Here is an 18,181-nt window from a genome sequence, read left to right on the forward strand (position 1 = left end):
ATTGGTAGGGTGGCTAACGTACCATTATTCGTTCAACAACTGCCAAAGCCTATCCTTCAGTTTTTGGATACCCAGACCGCTCACGGACGATATAAAAAGATAAGGAACATCCTTGAAATCGTCTTTCATGTCCTCGTTCATTTCATCGATAAGCTCTTGGTCCAACATATCGCATTTGGATATGGCGACCAATCTTTCTTTATCCAACAACTCCGGATTGTACCTCCTAAGTTCATCCAAAAGTATTTGGTACTCCTGGCTAATGTCCTTACTGTCGGCCGGAATTAAAAACAAAAGCGTTGCGTTGCGTTCTATATGGCGCAAAAAATAGTGCCCCAACCCTTTGCCTTCGGCAGCCCCCTCAATAATTCCTGGGATGTCGGCCATCACAAAACTTTGAAAATCCCGATATTCCACTATGCCCAAATTGGGCTTAAGGGTGGTAAACTCGTAATTGGCGATTTTGGGTTTGGCCGAAGTCATAACCGACAGTAGCGTAGATTTTCCTGCATTCGGAAATCCAACAAGGCCGACATCCGCCAGCACCTTAAGCTCCAGGGTAAGGTGTCCTTCTTGACCTTTTATTCCCGGTTGCGCATAACGGGGGGTTTGGTTGGTGGCACTTTTAAAATGCCAGTTTCCCAATCCGCCCATTCCACCTTCCAGCACCACTTTTTGCTCACCATCCTCGGTGATTTCAAAAAGTATGTCGTTGGTCTCGCTGTCACGCACCACAGTACCCAAGGGCACTTCCAGATAAACGTCCTCGCCATCGGCACCCGTGCTTCTGCTTTTGCTACCATGCTCACCATGGCCGGCCTTAAAGTGTTTTTGGAACTTAAAATGGACCAGCGTCCACAAGTTCTTGTTCCCCTTGATTATGACATGACCTCCCCGACCACCATCGCCGCCGTCCGGACCACCTTTGGCCACATATTTTTCACGACGTAAATGTGCGGAACCCTTCCCTCCGTTTCCAGACGAAATGTGCACCTTCACATAATCAACAAAATTTCCTTCGGTCATATCCTTTTATATAAAAAATCCTTGTAGGGAATCGAATCCATTAGAGCGAATCGATTACCTTGCTCAAACGCTCGGTAATCTCATTGATCTCCCCTATTCCGTTCACAGAATGGAATTTGCCCTGCGCTTCGTAGTATGCTTTCAGCGGAGCGGTTTTTTGATTGTACTCGTCAAAACGGTTACGGATCTTGCTTTCATCCTGATCATCTGAGCGACCACTGCTCTTGCCCCTTTCCAACAACCGAGCTACCAAAATATCGTCCTCTGCTTCAAGGGCAATGGTAGCGTTTACCTTCATGTCCTTGGATTCCAAAAAATTGTCCAAAGCTTCTGCTTGTGCAGCCGTACGGGGAAATCCGTCAAAAATAAAACCTGCCGCATCCGGACTTTTTTCCACTTCGGCCTTTAGCATGTCAATGGTCACCTCATCCGGCACCAGATCTCCTTTATCAATATACGATTTGGCCAAATTACCAAGCTCGGTTCCATTTTTAATGTTATAGCGGAAAACATCCCCTGTGGAAATGTGTTTCAAATTATACTTTTCCTTTAGGAAACTTGCTTGGGTTCCTTTTCCTGCTCCTGGCTTTCCAAAAAGCACTAGGTTGATCATATCTGTTTGATTTAATTGGTAAACTTCTCTGAGATTTCTGCCAAGTTCATTATAATCGAGCCCGTAGCCCACAATAAAATTATCCGGGATTTCCAGGCCAACATAATCGATGGCGTATTCCCCATTGTACACATCGGATTTGTAAAAAAGTGTCCCGATCTTAAACTCCTTCACATTGGTATTGGAAAACAGGTGCACCAATTCCTTTAAAGTACGTCCCGTGTCCACAACATCCTCCAAAATAATGACACTTTTACCTTCAACTTCCTCTGGCACGTCCAACAAGGTCTCCACAATCCCGGTGGAAGTGAGGCCTTGGTAGGAACTCAACCTTACAAAAGAAACCTCGCAGGGATATGGATAGGCCTTGAGAAAATCGGACACAAACATAAAGGCCCCATTGAGCACACCTACGAACAAGGGCGTCTGATCTTTATAATCGTTGGCTATCTCCTTGGCCATTTTATCTATGGCAGCAAGAATTTGTTCTTCCTTGATATAAGGCTTAAATAATTTGTCTTGGAGCTTTATCAATGTATTCAAGTTATGGTCAGGTTGGCAAAGATAATATTTTTAAGGGTCCTGAGCCCTTTCATCTTTTAAAGCCTCGTGGATTTCATGTATTTTTGCTGACATTCAATTTACAGACCAATGCAATTTTTTTCTTCTGACTTTAAATTAGGAATCCTGGGTGGCGGACAACTGGGCAAAATGATGCTTTACGAAACCAGAAAATGGGATATATACACCAAAGTGATGGATGCCTCCAATGAAGCTCCCTGTAAGATAGCCTGCAACGAATTTGTACAGGGCAGTTTGATGGATTTTGATACCGTATATGCATTTGGGAAAGATGTGGACGTGCTTACCATCGAAATTGAAAACGTGAATGTCGATGCCCTCGAAAAGTTGGAACATGAAGGAATAACCGTATATCCTCCTACCAAAACATTGAGGACCATTCAGAACAAGGCCGTCCAAAAATTGTTCTACACCGACCATGGTATTCCCACGGCTCCTTTTACACGATTTGCATATACTTCCGAGATAAAGGACAGTATAAGCAACGGAGGGCTTTCATTGCCGTTTGTATGGAAAAGCGCGCAATTTGGATATGACGGGCAAGGGGTAAAAGTTGTACGAAAGTTGGAAGACCTCAAAGAACTGCCGAATGTGGAGTGCATTGCCGAGAAAATGATCAACTTTAAAAATGAACTGGCCGTTGTGGTAGCTCGAAACGCCAAAGGCGAAGTAAAAACATATCCCGTGGTGGAGATGGAGTTCCATCCCGAGGCCAATCAAGTGGAATACGTTATTTGTCCAGCCCGTATTGATGACGCCGTAGCCAAAAAGGCCCAAGAAGTAGCCTTGAAGGTTTCAGAACATATGAAACACGTTGGATTATTGGCGGTGGAAATGTTCCAGACCAAGGATGACCAAATTTTGGTGAATGAATCGGCCCCAAGGCCACACAATAGTGGACACTATAGTATTGAAGCAGCATACACCAACCAATTTGAGCAGCATATACGTGCCATTTTAGGCTTGCCCCTTGGAAAAACGGACAGTAAAGTAGCAGGAATTATGGTTAACTTGGTAGGTGCCGAAGGACATACCGGAGAGGTGGTTTATGAGAACATTGAAAAAATATTGGAGATGGACGGGGTTACCCCACACATCTATGGCAAGAAACAAACCCGCCCGTTTCGTAAAATGGGCCATGTGACCATTGTGGACGAAAATATGGCAAGAGCGCGAGAAGTAGCCCAACAGGTAAAAGAAACCATTAAAGTGATAAGCAAATAAGATATGAGCAAAGTAGCCGTGATCATGGGAAGTACCAGCGACCTTCCCGTTATGCAAGAAGCCATCCATATATTAAAGGAATTGGGAGTGGATGTGGACGTGGATATTGTTTCCGCCCACAGAACACCCGAAAAATTGTTCAGTTTTAGCAAAAGTGCACACACCAATGGCTATTCCGTAATTATTGCTGGAGCCGGCGGAGCGGCACATTTGCCAGGAATGGTGGCATCGTTATCGCCTCTCCCTGTTATCGGAGTACCCGTAAAAAGCAGCAATTCCATTGATGGTTGGGATTCCGTCCTATCGATTTTGCAAATGCCCGGCGGTGTTCCCGTAGCTACGGTGGCCTTGAACGGTGCCAAAAATGCTGGAATCTTGGCTGCGCAAATCATAGGAAGTTCCAACAAAGAAATCATGGACAACATTATTGCTTATAAAGAGGGACTCAAGGAAAAAGTAATCAAAGGTGCCGAGGAAGTAAAGAAAACCTTTTAATTGAACATTTTTTATAAGAATCTAACAGTACAACACTATTTTAAGTCCGAACAACATAGGGTTATTGATTGCTCTCGGGTGTATACTGATAACCTTAAGGGCAAGAAAAAAAAATCACCGACCCTATTTAAAAAGTATCTGGCGAAGCATCCTACTATTTTTTGTGCTTTATTTTTTGGTTTTGACCTATGTAGAAATTCGTCGGCACAATATTGAGATGCATGCTGAGAGCTTTGACCTTAACCATAATGGATTCGTAGATTGGAAAGAAACTAATCATGAATCACAAGCGGCAATAAGAAGAGTGACGAACGATAGTGCCAGGAATTTTGCTTTTTTAACCGTAGGAATATTTTCTTTTGTATTGTCGGTTATATATTTACTTTTTGACTCAATTATTACCTTTTTGAAGGTTAAAAACCAAAAAGAACTTAAAAATACATGAACAACCCATTATTGGAGCCTTTTGATCAAGCTCCGTTTTCCAAAATAAAGAACGAACATTTTAAGCCTGCTTTTCTTCAGGCCATCGAGGATACCAAAAAGGAAATCGATGCCATTGTGGACAATCCAGAACCTCCCACGTTTGAAAACACCTTGGAAGCCTTGGATTTTTCTGGTCAGCAATTAGACCGTATCTCCAGTGTCTTTTTCAATTTGAATTCTGCCGAGACCAACGAAGAAATTCAAAAAATAGCGCAAGAAGTGTCCCCGCTTTTGTCAGAGTTCAGTAATGATATCACTTTGAACGAAGGGCTTTTTGCTCGAATCAAAACCGTTTATGAACAACGTGACTCCCTGGATTTGAGCACCGAACAACAGACGCTTCTTGAAAAAAAATACAAGAATTTCAGCCGAAACGGAGCCAACTTAAAGGAAGAGAACAAAAAACGTCTTCGAGAAATAGACACAGAACTCTCCAAGTTGAAATTGACCTTTGGTGAAAACGTATTGGCAGAGACCAATAAATATGAAATGCATCTTACGGATGAAAAAGATGTGGACGGTCTTCCCGAAGGCACTAAGGAAGCGGCGGCCCAACTGGCAGAATCCAAAGGCAAGGAAGGTTGGTTGATCACTTTGGACTACCCAAGCTATATCCCATTTATGAAATATGCCAAGAACAGGGAGTTGCGCAAGGAACTTTCCATGGCTTTTGGCAGCAAGGGTTTCCATAATGATGAACTGGACAACCAAGAAAACGTAAAACGCATCGTAAACCTTCGCCACGAAAGAGCCAATCTTTTGGGCTATAAAACCCATGCGGATTTTGTGCTCGAGGAGCGAATGGCGGAGACCCCCGAAAAAGTAAAAGAATTTCTGAACGAACTTTTGGAGAAAGCAAAACCTGCTGCCGAAAGGGAATTTGCCGAATTGGAAGCCTATGCCAAGGAGTTGGATAATATTGATCGCTTGGAAAAATGGGACAGTGCTTACTATTCCGAAAAGTTGAAGCAAAAATTGTTCAATTTGGATGACGAAAAACTGAAACCGTACTTCAAACTGGAAAATGTAATTAATGGCGTATTCAAGGTTGCTGAAAAACTCTTTGGACTTACATTTAAAGAGGTGGACAACGTAGACAAATACCACAAAGAAGTAAAAACCTTTGAGGTATACGAAAATGGTGATTTTATCTCTTTGTTCTACGCCGATTTCCACCCGAGACCTGGAAAAAGGGGCGGTGCATGGATGACATCCTACAAACCTCAGTATATTTTAAATGGCGAAAATAGCAGACCACATATTTCCAATGTTTGCAATTTTACCAGACCAACAAGTTCCAAACCATCATTGCTTACGTTTAACGAGGTCACTACCCTTTTTCATGAATTTGGACATGCTTTGCATGGTATGTTGGCCAATACCACCTACCCTAGTCTATCTGGCACTTCGGTGTATTGGGATTTTGTGGAGCTTCCCAGTCAAGTAATGGAAAACTGGTGCTACGAAAAAGAGGCCTTGGAGCTTTTTGCCCATCATTATGAGACAGGTGAATTGATTCCGATGGAATTGGTGGAGAAAATCAAGGAATCTGCCACTTTTCAAGAAGGCATGGCCACCGTTCGCCAATTGAGTTTTGGATTGTTGGATATGGCTTGGCACGGTAAAGATCCTTCCAACATAAAAAATTTAAAGGAATATGAGGCCGAAGCGTTCGAAAGCACCGATTTATTCCCGGAAACTCCGGAGACTTGCATGAGCACCTCTTTTTCACATATTTTCCAAGGAGGTTATTCCTCGGGTTACTACAGTTATAAATGGGCGGAAGTATTGGATGCCGATGCCTTTGCCTATTTCAAGGAAAACGGGATTTTCAGTAAAATGGTTGCGGACAAATTTAAAGAGCACGTGCTCTCAAAAGGCGGAACGGAAAACCCCATGGACCTATACAAGAAGTTCAGGGGAGCAGAACCCAAAATTGATGCCTTATTGGAACGGGCAGGACTCGTTTAAAACGATTTGAATAGAAATTAAATTTCAAGCATCTCTAAAACAAAAGCTGATTTTTAGTACCTTTTCGGCTTATATCAACCTTAACCCTGTCCTTTAATGGTCAATACCTTCTTATTTTTTATACTTAACCGCTAAAGCATATGAAGAATTGGGACAACGAGGACTCGGCATCGATGAGTTTATTCAACGAGGTCGTCAAACTTGCCAAAATTGGAATCTATGAGCTTGATGTTTCCACCAATGAAGTCTATTGGAGCGATGTCACCAAACAAATTGTCCAAGTGTCAACAGACTTTGTCCCGACAATGGAAAACATCAAGTCCTTTTTTAAAGAAGGATATTATAAGGACAAGGCCAGAGATGCCATGTACCGTGCTTTGAACAATGGCGACCCTTATGATTTAGATCTCGAAATTTTAACGGCAAAAGGCAATATTCGTTATGTCCGTAATGTGGGGTATCCCCATATGGTAAATGGCGTATGCATTAAAATAGTCGGCTTTCTTCAGGACATTACCGAACGAAAAAATACTGGAATTGAACTTGCCAAAAAAAATCAACAGTTAAACCTTGCAGAACAACTGTCCAAAATTGGATATTGGGAATGGGATATTGTTGAAGATGAAATCATGTGGTCCGATAACCTATATCGGATTTTCGATTTGGAATTGGGCACTCCTATCAATTTTGAGCGCGTCATCGAATCCATACATCCCGATGACAGGGCAATGTTTCGTGAAAACGCTGAAGAAATCATAGCGAAGAAAAGATTTCAAAAATTCATGCACCGAATCATTCATAAAGATGGAAATGTCCATACCGTTGAACTGATTGGCGAATTAATTACCGACAAAAATGGTGATGTAATTAAAATGATCGGAACCACCCAGGATATTACGGAGCATAGAATGTCCGAGATAAAGTTTAGGGGACTATTGGATTCGGCTCCGGATACCATGGTAATCGTCAACCAAATGGGCATCATCCAATTAATAAACAAGCAGGCGGAAAAAATGTTTGGCTATATGCCCGCTGAACTTAAAGACAAACATTTGACCAAATTGGTCCCCAGAAGACTTTGGGACACCATGGAGTATTATGCCGACAACTTTTTCAAATCCCCCAAACATACCGAAGTCCCAGCTGATCTTGACTTTTTTATACAGAACAAATCTGGATTCCAAATACCTGTTCAAGTAACCCTAAGTCCGCTTAAAACCTCCGAAGGATTACTTGTTTCCATTGCAATAAGGGATATTACCACCCAAAAACAAGCAGCCCACCGAATATTGGAAACCAACAAAAGCTTAAAAGAATCGGCAACGCGCTTAAAAGCCCAAAATCGACAATTGGAGGAATTCAATCAGATCACATCGCACAATTTACGATCACCGGTGAGCAATCTAAAAGCACTGCTGGATATTTATAAAACGGAAAGCGATGAAGGAACCAAAGAAATGATCATCGACAAAATAGATTCCGTCGCGAACCATTTAACATGGACCTTGGACACTTTGGTAGAATCGTTGATTATTAAAAAGGGCTCCGTACAGTCCTTGGAAAAGACATATTTTGAGAAAACTTTATCCAAAACAAAAGAAATGTTGGCTGCGGAGATTTCAAAAACCAATGCAACAATAGAGCACGATTTTTCGGAGATACCAAGCGCCATGTACAACAAAATCTATCTTGAAAGTATTTTTCTCAATTTGATAAGCAATTCTCTAAAGTACAGGGCCGAGGATAGAGCCCCGAAAATTTTTGTGCAATCCAAAATTAATGACGGTATCGTACAATTGGAATTCCGGGACAACGGATTGGGAATCGACCTGAAAAAGAACGGCCACAAACTGTTCGGTTTCAGCAAGGTTTTTCATAGAAATAAAGATGCCAAAGGCGTTGGTTTGTTTTTAACAAAGGCCCAAGTGGATGCCATGGGCGGTAAAATTTGGGCTTCCAGTGAAGTAGGAAAGGGAACTTCATTTTTTATAAACTTATAATCAAAGATAAAATATGGAACCACTCAATGTCTTTGTGGTTGATGATGACGAAATCTATCAATTCACTATTGGAGTTGCCCTTAAAAGTATTCCTCAGATAGGTACTGTACATACATTTTGTGATGGTGCAGAGGCACTGGAACATATTGTTGTCCATCAAAATGACGACCATCTACTTCCCGACCTCATCTTTTTGGATATCAATATGCCCGTAATGGATGGTTTCCAATTCATGTCCGAGTTTGTGGAAATGCTTCCTAAATTGAACAAAGAAATCAAAGTGTACATGGTGTCCTCTTCAATGGATCCAAAGGATATCAAAAAGGCGAAAAGAATCCATGCTATATCGGATTATCTTGTAAAACCTTTAAAACCCGAAGATATCGAGAAAATCATTTTAAAACTGTAACCGATAACACATTTGTTTTTTACATTTTTTTATTCCCAACCAACTCGTACATAATATTGGCCGAATTACCTGAAGGCTAGAGAGTGTTTTCGATCAAAAATTCAAAAATTTATATTAAATACTTGTTTCGGTGTTAGCTTGGCGTCTTTTGAACGTCCAATGCGTTTTCAGTCACATCTTTGGATGTTCAAAAAACCCTTACATTTGGTAATTCGATAAGAATATGACCAAGCACAAACTTCAACCGGAAAACTGGGTAGACCAATATGCGGACTATCTTTTCAACTATGCGGTCTCGCGTGTTAGCGATGCTGAAATAGCAAAGGATTTGGTACAGGAAACCTTTTTTGCGGGACTCAACTCTGCCAAAAACTTTAAGGGAGATGCAGCCGAGCGTACTTGGTTGGTATCCATTTTAAAAAGAAAGGTCATCGACCATTATCGAAAAATAAATTCCAAAAAAGGCAAGGCCGAAGTACGCATCAATTATAGTTCGGATTCGGAGGCCGAGGGGGATTGGCTGGAACAGCAAGTGGCCGACCCCTTCAGCAGGGATGGAGACAATGTGCTTGAAAACGAGGAATTGGGCGCGGCGATTCAGGATTGCATCACCAAACTCCCCAAAAAACAGGCCTTGGCATTTAAACTAAAGACCATTCAAGGCATGAGCACCGAAGATATTTGTAATGAACTCGATATTAATCCGTCCAATCTGTGGGTAATGATCCATAGGGCAAGAACATCGCTGATGGGTTGTTTAAATGAAAATTGGTTTTAGGTATGAAGATTTCATGTAAAGAGGCATCATGTATTTGTGACAAATCCCAGTATAAAGAAGCTAGCTTTTGGGACATTGTCAAACTGCGCTTCCACCTACTATATTGTAAAGTCTGCAAAGGATACTCCAAAAAGAACAGCGAATTGACCTCATTGTGCGATCGCGCTGGACTCACTATGTTGTCTGAAGACGACAAAAAACGCATGAAACGGGAGCTTGGAGAGAAGTTTTAAAAAAACTCTTTGACAAACCAGAACAACGAAAACCAGAAAATCGGGATAGCTTCCACCCAAAACATCACAAAATACTTGGACTGCATTCGCTTCTTTGAAATCAGTATAAAAACAAGTACGGCCGACAAAATTAGTCGCAAAGCGGTTTCCTTTTGATGTATTGAATCCTTCAGAAAAGTCATCAAGAAAAAAATCAAGATCAAACCCAATCCCAGCCTTTTCGTGTTTTGAATCCCGAGTACTTGTGGCAAAGTCCGTAGACTTTTGTCGTCCCATTGCAAATCCCTGATTTCAAAAGGAAGAATCAGTATCAGCACCAACAGCATCCGCTGAATGAACGTTACCGCAAAATCCCAATCCAAGGTCATTTTTGCATCCAAAACGGGCAACAAAACGGTAAATCCTGCCCAAACAAACGCAACGATATAAATTTTGAGCCCGGCCAGATTTCTTAAATTTTTTGCCCGCGGTAACATGGGAACCGCGTAAAGGGCGGACAAAAAGCCTAGAACAGCCGTTGCGACCCAAATTTCTTCATCCAGTCGCAACAAAAAATAAATCGCAAAAGCAAAAGAAACAAAACTGAAAACCTGAATAATTTTATGGTATGCGTTGGATACGATCAGGTATTTATAGGCCTCCACTCCGTATTTGATAAAATTATAGCAGACAATCACGCTAAAAAAGATAAAGCCCAATAGGTCTATGTCCGACGAACTTCCTAACAAATGGAAGGTAACGCCCGCCATGGAAATCACGGAAATGGCCACATGGATACTGGCATCAAGGTAAAAATTGAAAAGGGTTTTTAGGGTTCGCATCGGCCTAAATCTTCTATCCTTGCCCAAAGGTTAACTTGTGGTTAACAACTTTGGTCCAGAGAACATCAAAATTGACCATTTTCATCGAATTAATCCCTAATTTTGTGCACTTTATTGGATTGAACATGAACACAGAGGTTTTTGCTGCCAGACACATAGGCATCACCGAAAGAGACTTGCCCCACATGCTCGAAACCATTGGGGTGGAAAGTATGGAACAGCTCATTTATGAGACCATTCCAGATGATATTAAATTAAAAAAACCGTTGGACCTGCCGGCAGGTATCAGTGAACACGCTTTTCTGAACCACTTGCACGAGCTGGCCAAGAAAAACAAGGTTTTCAAAACCTATATTGGTCTAGGGTACCATGAGTCGCTAACACCCTCGGTAATCAAAAGGAACATTTTGGAAAATCCGGGATGGTACACCGCCTATACACCCTACCAAGCGGAGATTGCCCAAGGAAGATTGGAGGCCCTTTTAAACTTCCAGACCATGGTCGCCGACCTTACCGGAATGGAAATTGCCAACGCATCCCTTTTGGACGAGAGTACCGCGGCCGCCGAGGCCATGAACATGCTGTTCGAACTGCGAACGCGTGAACAGAAAAAGCAAGATGCCGTCAAGTTTTTTGTATCCGAAGAGATACTGCCACAAACATTGAGCTTGCTCGAAACACGGGCCATACCTTTAGGTATAGAGCTGGTTATCGGCAATCATGAAACCTTCGATTTTTCAGCAGAATATTATGGGGCCCTATTGCAATATCCCGGAAAGCACGGTCAAGTAAACGATTATGCCTCCTTTGTGGAAAAAGCCAAGGAAAATGAAATCAAAGTGGCCGTTGCCGCAGATATTCTGAGCTTGGTATTATTGACCCCTCCCGGGGAATGGGGCGTGGATGCCGTAGTGGGAACCACACAGCGCTTTGGGATTCCATTGGGCTATGGTGGACCTCATGCCGCATTCTTTGCCACTAAAGAAGCCTACAAACGAAACATTCCCGGTCGTATTATCGGGATAACCAAAGATACTGATGGGAATCCGGCGCTACGTATGGCCCTTCAAACAAGGGAGCAACACATTAAAAGGGACAAAGCGACCTCCAATATTTGTACCGCCCAAGTATTATTGGCCGTGATGGCCGGAATGTACGCGGTGTACCACGGCCCTGAAGGATTGAAGTATATCGCAAATAAAGTACACCGACAGGCTTGTATGATTGGCCAAGCAGTTGAAAAAATGGGTCTAAAGCAATTGAACACCTCCTTTTTCGATACGTTGAAAATTGAAGTGGGAGATGCTGCAAAAATCAAAAATATGGCCGAATCGTCCAGCATCAACTTTAATTATGTTGACGATAAGACCATTTCCATCTCGTTGAACGAAGCTACTTCAGAAGAAGACGTGATCAAGTTAATTAAATTGTTTACGTTATTTACAGCTCATGAAGAAGACATGTTCATCGAAAACGAGATTGACGATTCCAAAATACCATCAACTTTAAAAAGAAAAGCCCCTTTCATGGAACACGAAGTCTTCAACTCCTATCATTCAGAGACCGAGTTGATGCGTTACATCAAAAAATTGGAGCGCAAGGATTTGGCACTGAACCAATCCATGATTTCTTTGGGAAGTTGCACCATGAAATTGAATGCCGCATCGGAAATGCTACCATTGAGCTGGCCGGAATGGGGGAATATTCACCCATTTGCCCCATTGGACCAAGCTGAAGGTTATCAAGAAGTTTTAAAGTCCTTGGAGCAACAATTGAACGTGATCACCGGTTTTTCTGCCACTTCCCTTCAGCCCAACTCTGGAGCACAAGGCGAATATGCAGGACTCATGGTCATCCGTGCCTATCATGAATCAAGGAACGAAGGACATCGAAACATCTGCTTGATTCCGGCTTCGGCTCACGGAACCAATCCAGCATCTGCCGTAATGGCCGGTATGAAGGTGGTCGTGACCAAGACCGATGAAAAAGGTAACATCGATATGGATGACTTGGAAGAAAAGGCAAAACAGCATGCTGAAAACTTGGCCGCACTGATGGTCACCTACCCTTCCACGCATGGAGTTTTTGAATCATCCATCAAACAGATTACAAAACTTATCCACGATAATGGAGGACAGGTTTACATGGACGGTGCCAACATGAACGCCCAGGTAGGATTGACCAACCCTGCGACCATTGGAGCCGACGTTTGTCACCTAAACCTGCACAAGACCTTTGCCATACCACATGGTGGCGGTGGTCCCGGAGTAGGTCCTATTTGTGTTGCGGAACAATTAAAACCGTTCTTGCCCACAAACCCCGTAATTCCGACCGGTGGAGAAAATGCGATTACCGCCATTTCCGCTGCACCTTGGGGAAGTTCATTGGTCTGTTTGATTTCCTACGGCTATATCAAAATGTTGGGGTCGGAAGGACTTACCAACGCTACCAAGGCCGCTATCCTGAACGCCAACTATATCAAGGACCGATTAAAAGGTAAGTTCGATGTATTGTACGCTGGCGAACGCGGACGTGCAGCCCACGAAATGATCATTGACTGCAGACCTTTCAAAACCAATGGTATTGAAGTCACCGATATTGCCAAGCGCCTTATCGATTATGGATTCCACGCCCCTACCGTTTCGTTTCCGGTTGCGGGAACTTTGATGATCGAGCCAACAGAGAGTGAAAGCCGGGCCGAACTGGACCGATTCTGTGATGCCATGTTGTCCATCAGGACCGAAATAGACGAAGCTTCTTCTGATGAACCGAACAACGTGCTAAAGAATGCCCCACATACTTTGGGCATGTTGACCGCAGATTCTTGGGATTTTCCATATAGTAGGGAAAAAGCGGCATATCCGTTGCCCTATGTGGCCGAAAATAAGTTTTGGCCTAGTATTAGAAGAACGGATGAAGCGTTTGGGGATCGTAATTTGATGTGCACCTGTGCACCCATCGAAGATTATATAGAAGCCTAAAAAACAGGATAAACGTTGATAAAAAGCCTTGATTCCAGAATTGGGTCAAGGCTTTTTTCGTATCCACCAATATATACGTTACCTTTTGAACATTGTATAATTTATTATGCATGCATAATATTAAAGGTGCGATATCATAAATTGTATCTACTAAAACCTCTGCGCGACATGAAAATTGGCATTACAGGTACAGGGAGCCACATACCTTCCATAATTACCAAGAACGAAGATTTTTTGAATCATGAGTTTATGGAGACCGATGGGTCCGCCTTTGAACAACAAAACAATGTGATCATTGAAAAGTTTGAGGCCATTACGGGCATTGCCAACCGAAGGTATGCCAAACCGGACCTCAAAACATCCGACATTGGTTTTTTGGCGGCCGAGGAGGCCATCTCCAATGCCAAAGTGGATAAGGAAAAGCTCGATTACATCATATTCGCGCACAATTTTGGAGATTTGACCCCTGGGAAGATTCAAGGGGACACTTTGCCCAGTCTGGCAACCCGCGTAAAGCACTTGTTACGTATCCAAAATCCCAATTGCGTGGCTTATGACCTTATTTTTGGATGTCCCGGATGGATTGAAGGGATAATCCAGGCCTACGCGTTCATCAAAAGTGGAATGGCAAAAAAATGCTTGGTCATTGGCGGGGAAACCTTATCACGGGTCGTAGATGTGCACGACCGTGACAGTATGATTTTTTCTGACGGAGCAGGCGCCGCAGTACTCGAAGCCGATGCGCCTAATGGGGAAATATTGTCCCATGCATCCCTGACCTATGCAAACGAGGAAGCCTATTACCTGTATTTCGACAAATCAAATGATTCAGCCGCTTGCAAAGATACCCGGTACATCAAAATGCAGGGCAGAAAGATTTATGAATTTGCCTGTATCAACGTGCCCAAGGCCATGGCTTCTTGTTTAGAAAAAAGCGGGGTGGACATTGATGACGTAAAAAAAATATTTATCCACCAAGCCAACGAAAAAATGGACGAGGCCATCGTAAAACGCTTCTATAAAATATACGGCAGGTCCATGCCTGCGGACATTATGCCCATGAGCATTCAAAATTTGGGCAACAGTTCAGTGGCAACGGTCCCTACCCTATATGATATGGTGCTAAAGGGAGGACTACCCGAACATAAAGTAAAAAAAGATGATGTGGTCATTTTTGCAAGTGTAGGTGCCGGTATGAATATTAATGCAATCGTTTACAGATGCTGATACAAAAAAGCAAATTCAAACGTGAAGTTCAATTTCATTGTAACCCACCCATCACAACTTACCTACCCCTAGTTGCTGCCTACTTAAAACCTTAAACTAATTTGGGATTTGTGGATTGTTTTTTGGAATTTTAGCACATGTACGAAAACAACTTTCCCAACAAACGCTATAAACATACATTAGCGTTCCTTCAGAAACACATTGATACCTCTGAAACCATTTTGGACCTTGGAGTGAAAAACCCTTTTTCTGAAATCATGAAATCCAATGGCTACCAAGTGGAAAACACGACTGGTGAAGATTTGGACGTCGATTTTCAAAAGGCTGCCCAGTCCGATGCGGATGTGGTGACAGCTTTTGAGATTTTTGAACATTTAGTGGCCCCTTTCAACGTTTTGAAGGAGATAAAAGCCAAAAAATTAGTGGCCAGCATTCCAATGCGATTGTGGTTTTCGCCTGCCTATCGCAGTAAAACCGATCCATGGGACCGACATTACCATGAATTTGAGGATTGGCAGTTTGATTGGCTTTTGGAAAAGGCCGGTTGGACCATTAAGGACTCCGCCAAATGGACAAATCCCACCAAAAAAATTGGACTACGCCCCATTCTCAGATATTTTACCAATAGGTATTATATCGTCTATGCCGAAAGAGAGCATTAACCGTCATTTCGAAATGAGCAAAGCGATTGAGAAATCTCTCCTTAGTTTTTTTTTGGATTTCTCACATTAGTTCGAAATGACAACAAACTAATTTGGGATTTGTAGATTGTTTTTTGGAATTTTAGCACATGCGCATCAGTATCGTAATTCCAGCTCATAATGAGGCTTCGTACCTAAAGGATTGTTTGGATTCCTTCGTGGCCCAGACCTATTTGCCCAGTGAGGTCATTGTGGTGGATGACAACTCTTCCGACGATACTTTTACCATCGCACAAAGCTACGCGCAAAAATTCGATTGGATACAAATTGTTCAGCGAAGCTCTACCAACGAGCATATCCCTGGCAAAAAAGTAGTGGACACCTTTAATTTTGGACTGGCGTTGACTTCCGAATATGACCTTATAGGCAAGTTTGATGCTGACATCATTCTACCCAAAAATTATTTTGAGCTCATCGTAAATCAATTCCAGGCCAATTGGAAACTGGGCATGTGTTCAGGTCTCTTATATATCAAAAAAGATGATAGGTGGACCTATGAGAACATTGCGGACAAAAATCACATCCGGGGTCCCATTAAACTTTATCACAAAGCCTGCTTCGATAAAATTGGGGGTCTGCGCCCGGGAGTAGGCTGGGACACTGTGGACACTCTTTTGGCCAAATACCACGATTTTGATGCATTGACAATCCCAGAACTCAAGGTAAAACATCTTCGCCCTACTGGACATGGGTATAGCTCCAAAAACTACCAAGCAAAGGGGGAAGCACTTTATAAAATGAGGTATGGTATTTTCCTCGCCAAAATTGCCTCGCTAAAAATGGCTTGGCAGGCCAAAAGTCCAAGATTGTACCTTCAAACCATATGGGGCTACCTCAAAGCTTTCTTCCAACAGCAACCCAAATACGTTACCAAAAAAGAGGGCAAATTCATCCGAAACTATCGATGGAGGGGGATATTGTCCAAACTTTGATCTATTCAAAATCCAAAACCTCATCAATGGGCTGTCCTGTGGTTCCACTAGGGAACGCAATACCGAGCAAAGCGGCTATGGTAGGTGCAATGTCCGGAATCTCCGTACGGTTTACCGTGCTACCATGTTTAATTCCCTTTCCATAGAGCAGCAAGGGTACATGGGTGTCATAAATCTGTGCTGAACCATGTGTAGAACCTGTTTTGCTATATGAGATGTAGCCTGTATTCGGTACAATGAGCACGTCCCCGGAGCGCTTTTGGCTGTATCCGTTCTGCAAAATGTATGGAATGCCCTCGGTATATTCGTTTTGCCACATTTGATGGGCCGTATATACTTGACCGATGCCTTCGTACGATAATAATTCCAGAGCAATATCTTCTTGGGCTTCTTTTAGGTCGATGTCCAAATTCTCCAAAATCTTATGGTCGAGAAAGAGTTGGTAGTTGGAAAGGTCTCTTACCACATCCGTAGTTCCATATTTGTATTGAAGAAACTCTCCAAACTTTGCTTTTATACCGTTCATATCCAAATAACCGGCGGGAATCTTGGAATCCATCAAATAAGCAGGAACATCAATGGCTGCATGGTCCGCTGTAAGGAACACGGTATACTCGCCTTCCCCCACCTTCTCATCCAAAGTAGAGAAAATACGGGCCAAATCCTGATCCAACCTAATGTAGGTATCCTCAACCTCTTTGGAATTCACCCCAAAAAAGTGTCCCACATAATCGGTACTGGAAAAACTGATGGCCAAGAAATCGGTGATGGTATCAGCTCCCAAATCCTCGCCCTCCAACGCTGCCAACGCAAAATCCGTGGTAATGCTGTTTCCGTAGGGACTTGTCCTGAGCAAATCAAACTGACCGTTTTGGTCCCAAATGGCGGGCAGGTCGTGTGGGAACGTAGTTGCTGTTTCTCCTTTTCGCAGCCCTTCATAATTGTTATTGTCCAAACCACTTTCCACATAGGTTTCAATTGGCTTTAGAGTGTTCCAAACCTTTTTGTAATCTTCAACTTTGGTTGAATTGTTAAAGTCCACTACCCATTGCGGTAGCGATTCCATGTAGTACGAACTTGTGATCCAATTTCCGGTTGTTCCCCCTTCAAACCAATAGGCAGCATTGGCCGTATGTCCCGCAGGTAAAATGGCCCCCCTATCCTTTAGGGCCACCCCGATAACCTTGCCGCGTTGTTGTGTATGCAAACGCAATTGATCGGTAATCGTGGTCGTCAACATTCTGTGGGGCGACATTTGCCCTGCGGAAGATGTCGTTCCTACCGAGGTATAGCTATCATCGCCAGCGCAATAGACGTCTTCTCCTGTTTCCTTGTCAAACCAATCATTACCAATAATTCCATGCATGGAAGGGGTGGTACCGGTATACACCGAAGTGTGCCCAGGCCCCGTACTTGTAGGCGCATAGTTAAAATGATTGTTTTTGCAATTAAATCCTTCGTTGACCAATCTTTTAAAGCCATCTTCGCCATACTGGTTCCAAAAACGTGTCAAATAATCGTACCGCATTTGGTCCACTACTATACCCACGACCAACTTTGGAGATTGTGCAATTTGCTGGGGCTGGATGATATCTTCAGTTTTTTTTCTTCGTTGCCCATAGGTTATATTGATGATACACAGAATGACAATCGAAAGCAATAAGTTGGTTCTTTTCATGGTGAGGATTTAATAAAATAAAAG

Annotated in this window: 15 protein-coding genes; 11 read left to right on the forward strand and 4 right to left on the reverse strand. The window is 42.8% G+C overall.

Annotated elements, in window-relative coordinates:
• Positions 1 to 24 precede the first annotated feature (24 nt).
• Positions 25 to 1,026 (reverse strand): GTPase ObgE, encoded by a 1,002-nt coding sequence (obgE, locus tag SD449_RS16040; protein ID WP_318312021.1) that lies wholly within the window; start codon positions 1,024 to 1,026, stop codon positions 25 to 27.
• A 40-nt stretch (positions 1,027 to 1,066) separates the two neighbouring features.
• Entirely contained in the window at positions 1,067 to 2,173 is a 1,107-nt protein-coding gene (locus tag SD449_RS16045) for an adenylate kinase (protein WP_318312111.1), read from the reverse strand.
• Between the two features lie 117 nt (positions 2,174 to 2,290).
• Between SD449_RS16045 and SD449_RS16050 the strand changes: the two genes are divergently transcribed.
• The 7 genes from SD449_RS16050 (at position 2,291) to SD449_RS16080 (ending at position 9,584) form a co-directional block, all read left to right on the forward strand.
• On the forward strand, positions 2,291 to 3,445 hold the full coding sequence (locus SD449_RS16050) for a 5-(carboxyamino)imidazole ribonucleotide synthase (RefSeq protein ID WP_318312023.1): 1,155 nt from the start codon (positions 2,291 to 2,293) through the stop codon (positions 3,443 to 3,445).
• Positions 3,446 to 3,448: 3 nt separating this feature from the next.
• The gene (purE, locus tag SD449_RS16055; protein ID WP_318312025.1) at positions 3,449 to 3,940 is read left to right on the forward strand and encodes a 5-(carboxyamino)imidazole ribonucleotide mutase; all 492 of its coding nucleotides are present in this window, start codon (positions 3,449 to 3,451) and stop codon (positions 3,938 to 3,940) included.
• Positions 3,941 to 4,121: 181 nt separating this feature from the next.
• Positions 4,122 to 4,385, forward strand: a complete 264-nt coding sequence (locus SD449_RS16060) for a hypothetical protein (RefSeq protein ID WP_318312026.1) — start codon at positions 4,122 to 4,124, stop codon at positions 4,383 to 4,385.
• On the forward strand, positions 4,382 to 6,397 hold the full coding sequence (locus SD449_RS16065; RefSeq protein ID WP_318312027.1) for a M3 family metallopeptidase: 2,016 nt from the start codon (positions 4,382 to 4,384) through the stop codon (positions 6,395 to 6,397). Before SD449_RS16060 ends, SD449_RS16065 begins: the two co-directional genes overlap by 4 nt.
• A gap of 140 nt (positions 6,398 to 6,537) precedes the next feature.
• Positions 6,538 to 8,397: a PAS domain-containing sensor histidine kinase gene (locus SD449_RS16070; RefSeq protein ID WP_318312028.1), complete on the forward strand. Its 1,860-nt coding sequence runs from the start codon at positions 6,538 to 6,540 to the stop codon at positions 8,395 to 8,397.
• 13 nt (positions 8,398 to 8,410) lie between these two features.
• Positions 8,411 to 8,806 (forward strand): response regulator, encoded by a 396-nt coding sequence (locus SD449_RS16075; protein ID WP_318312029.1) that lies wholly within the window; start codon positions 8,411 to 8,413, stop codon positions 8,804 to 8,806.
• A gap of 223 nt (positions 8,807 to 9,029) precedes the next feature.
• Positions 9,030 to 9,584 carry a sigma-70 family RNA polymerase sigma factor gene (locus tag SD449_RS16080; protein WP_318312031.1) on the forward strand — a complete coding sequence of 185 codons (555 nt, stop codon included), beginning with the start codon at positions 9,030 to 9,032 and terminating at the stop codon, positions 9,582 to 9,584.
• Between the two features lie 229 nt (positions 9,585 to 9,813).
• On the opposite strand, the gene SD449_RS16085 is transcribed toward SD449_RS16080, so the two are convergent.
• Positions 9,814 to 10,638, reverse strand: a complete 825-nt coding sequence (locus SD449_RS16085; protein WP_318312033.1) for a UbiA prenyltransferase family protein — start codon at positions 10,636 to 10,638, stop codon at positions 9,814 to 9,816.
• Between the two features lie 125 nt (positions 10,639 to 10,763).
• Here SD449_RS16085 and gcvP point away from each other — a divergent pair, with 125 nt between their 5' ends.
• From gcvP to SD449_RS16105, 4 genes are all read left to right on the forward strand, one after another.
• Positions 10,764 to 13,619 (forward strand): aminomethyl-transferring glycine dehydrogenase, encoded by a 2,856-nt coding sequence (gene gcvP, locus SD449_RS16090; RefSeq protein ID WP_318312112.1) that lies wholly within the window; start codon positions 10,764 to 10,766, stop codon positions 13,617 to 13,619.
• Positions 13,620 to 13,787: 168 nt separating this feature from the next.
• Positions 13,788 to 14,846, forward strand: a complete 1,059-nt coding sequence (locus SD449_RS16095) for a 3-oxoacyl-ACP synthase III family protein (RefSeq protein WP_318312035.1) — start codon at positions 13,788 to 13,790, stop codon at positions 14,844 to 14,846.
• Between the two features lie 137 nt (positions 14,847 to 14,983).
• On the forward strand, positions 14,984 to 15,508 hold the full coding sequence (locus SD449_RS16100) for a methyltransferase domain-containing protein (RefSeq protein WP_318312037.1): 525 nt from the start codon (positions 14,984 to 14,986) through the stop codon (positions 15,506 to 15,508).
• A gap of 128 nt (positions 15,509 to 15,636) precedes the next feature.
• Positions 15,637 to 16,479, forward strand: coding sequence for a glycosyltransferase family 2 protein (locus tag SD449_RS16105; RefSeq protein ID WP_318312039.1), 843 nt, complete (start codon positions 15,637 to 15,639; stop codon positions 16,477 to 16,479).
• A 1-nt stretch (position 16,480) separates the two neighbouring features.
• On the opposite strand, the gene pafA is transcribed toward SD449_RS16105, so the two are convergent.
• Positions 16,481 to 18,157 (reverse strand): alkaline phosphatase PafA, encoded by a 1,677-nt coding sequence (gene pafA, locus SD449_RS16110; RefSeq protein ID WP_318312041.1) that lies wholly within the window; start codon positions 18,155 to 18,157, stop codon positions 16,481 to 16,483.
• Positions 18,158 to 18,181 lie beyond the last annotated feature (24 nt).

The organism is Flagellimonas crocea (assembly GCF_033441595.1).
GTDB classification, from domain to species: domain Bacteria; phylum Bacteroidota; class Bacteroidia; order Flavobacteriales; family Flavobacteriaceae; genus Flagellimonas; species Flagellimonas crocea.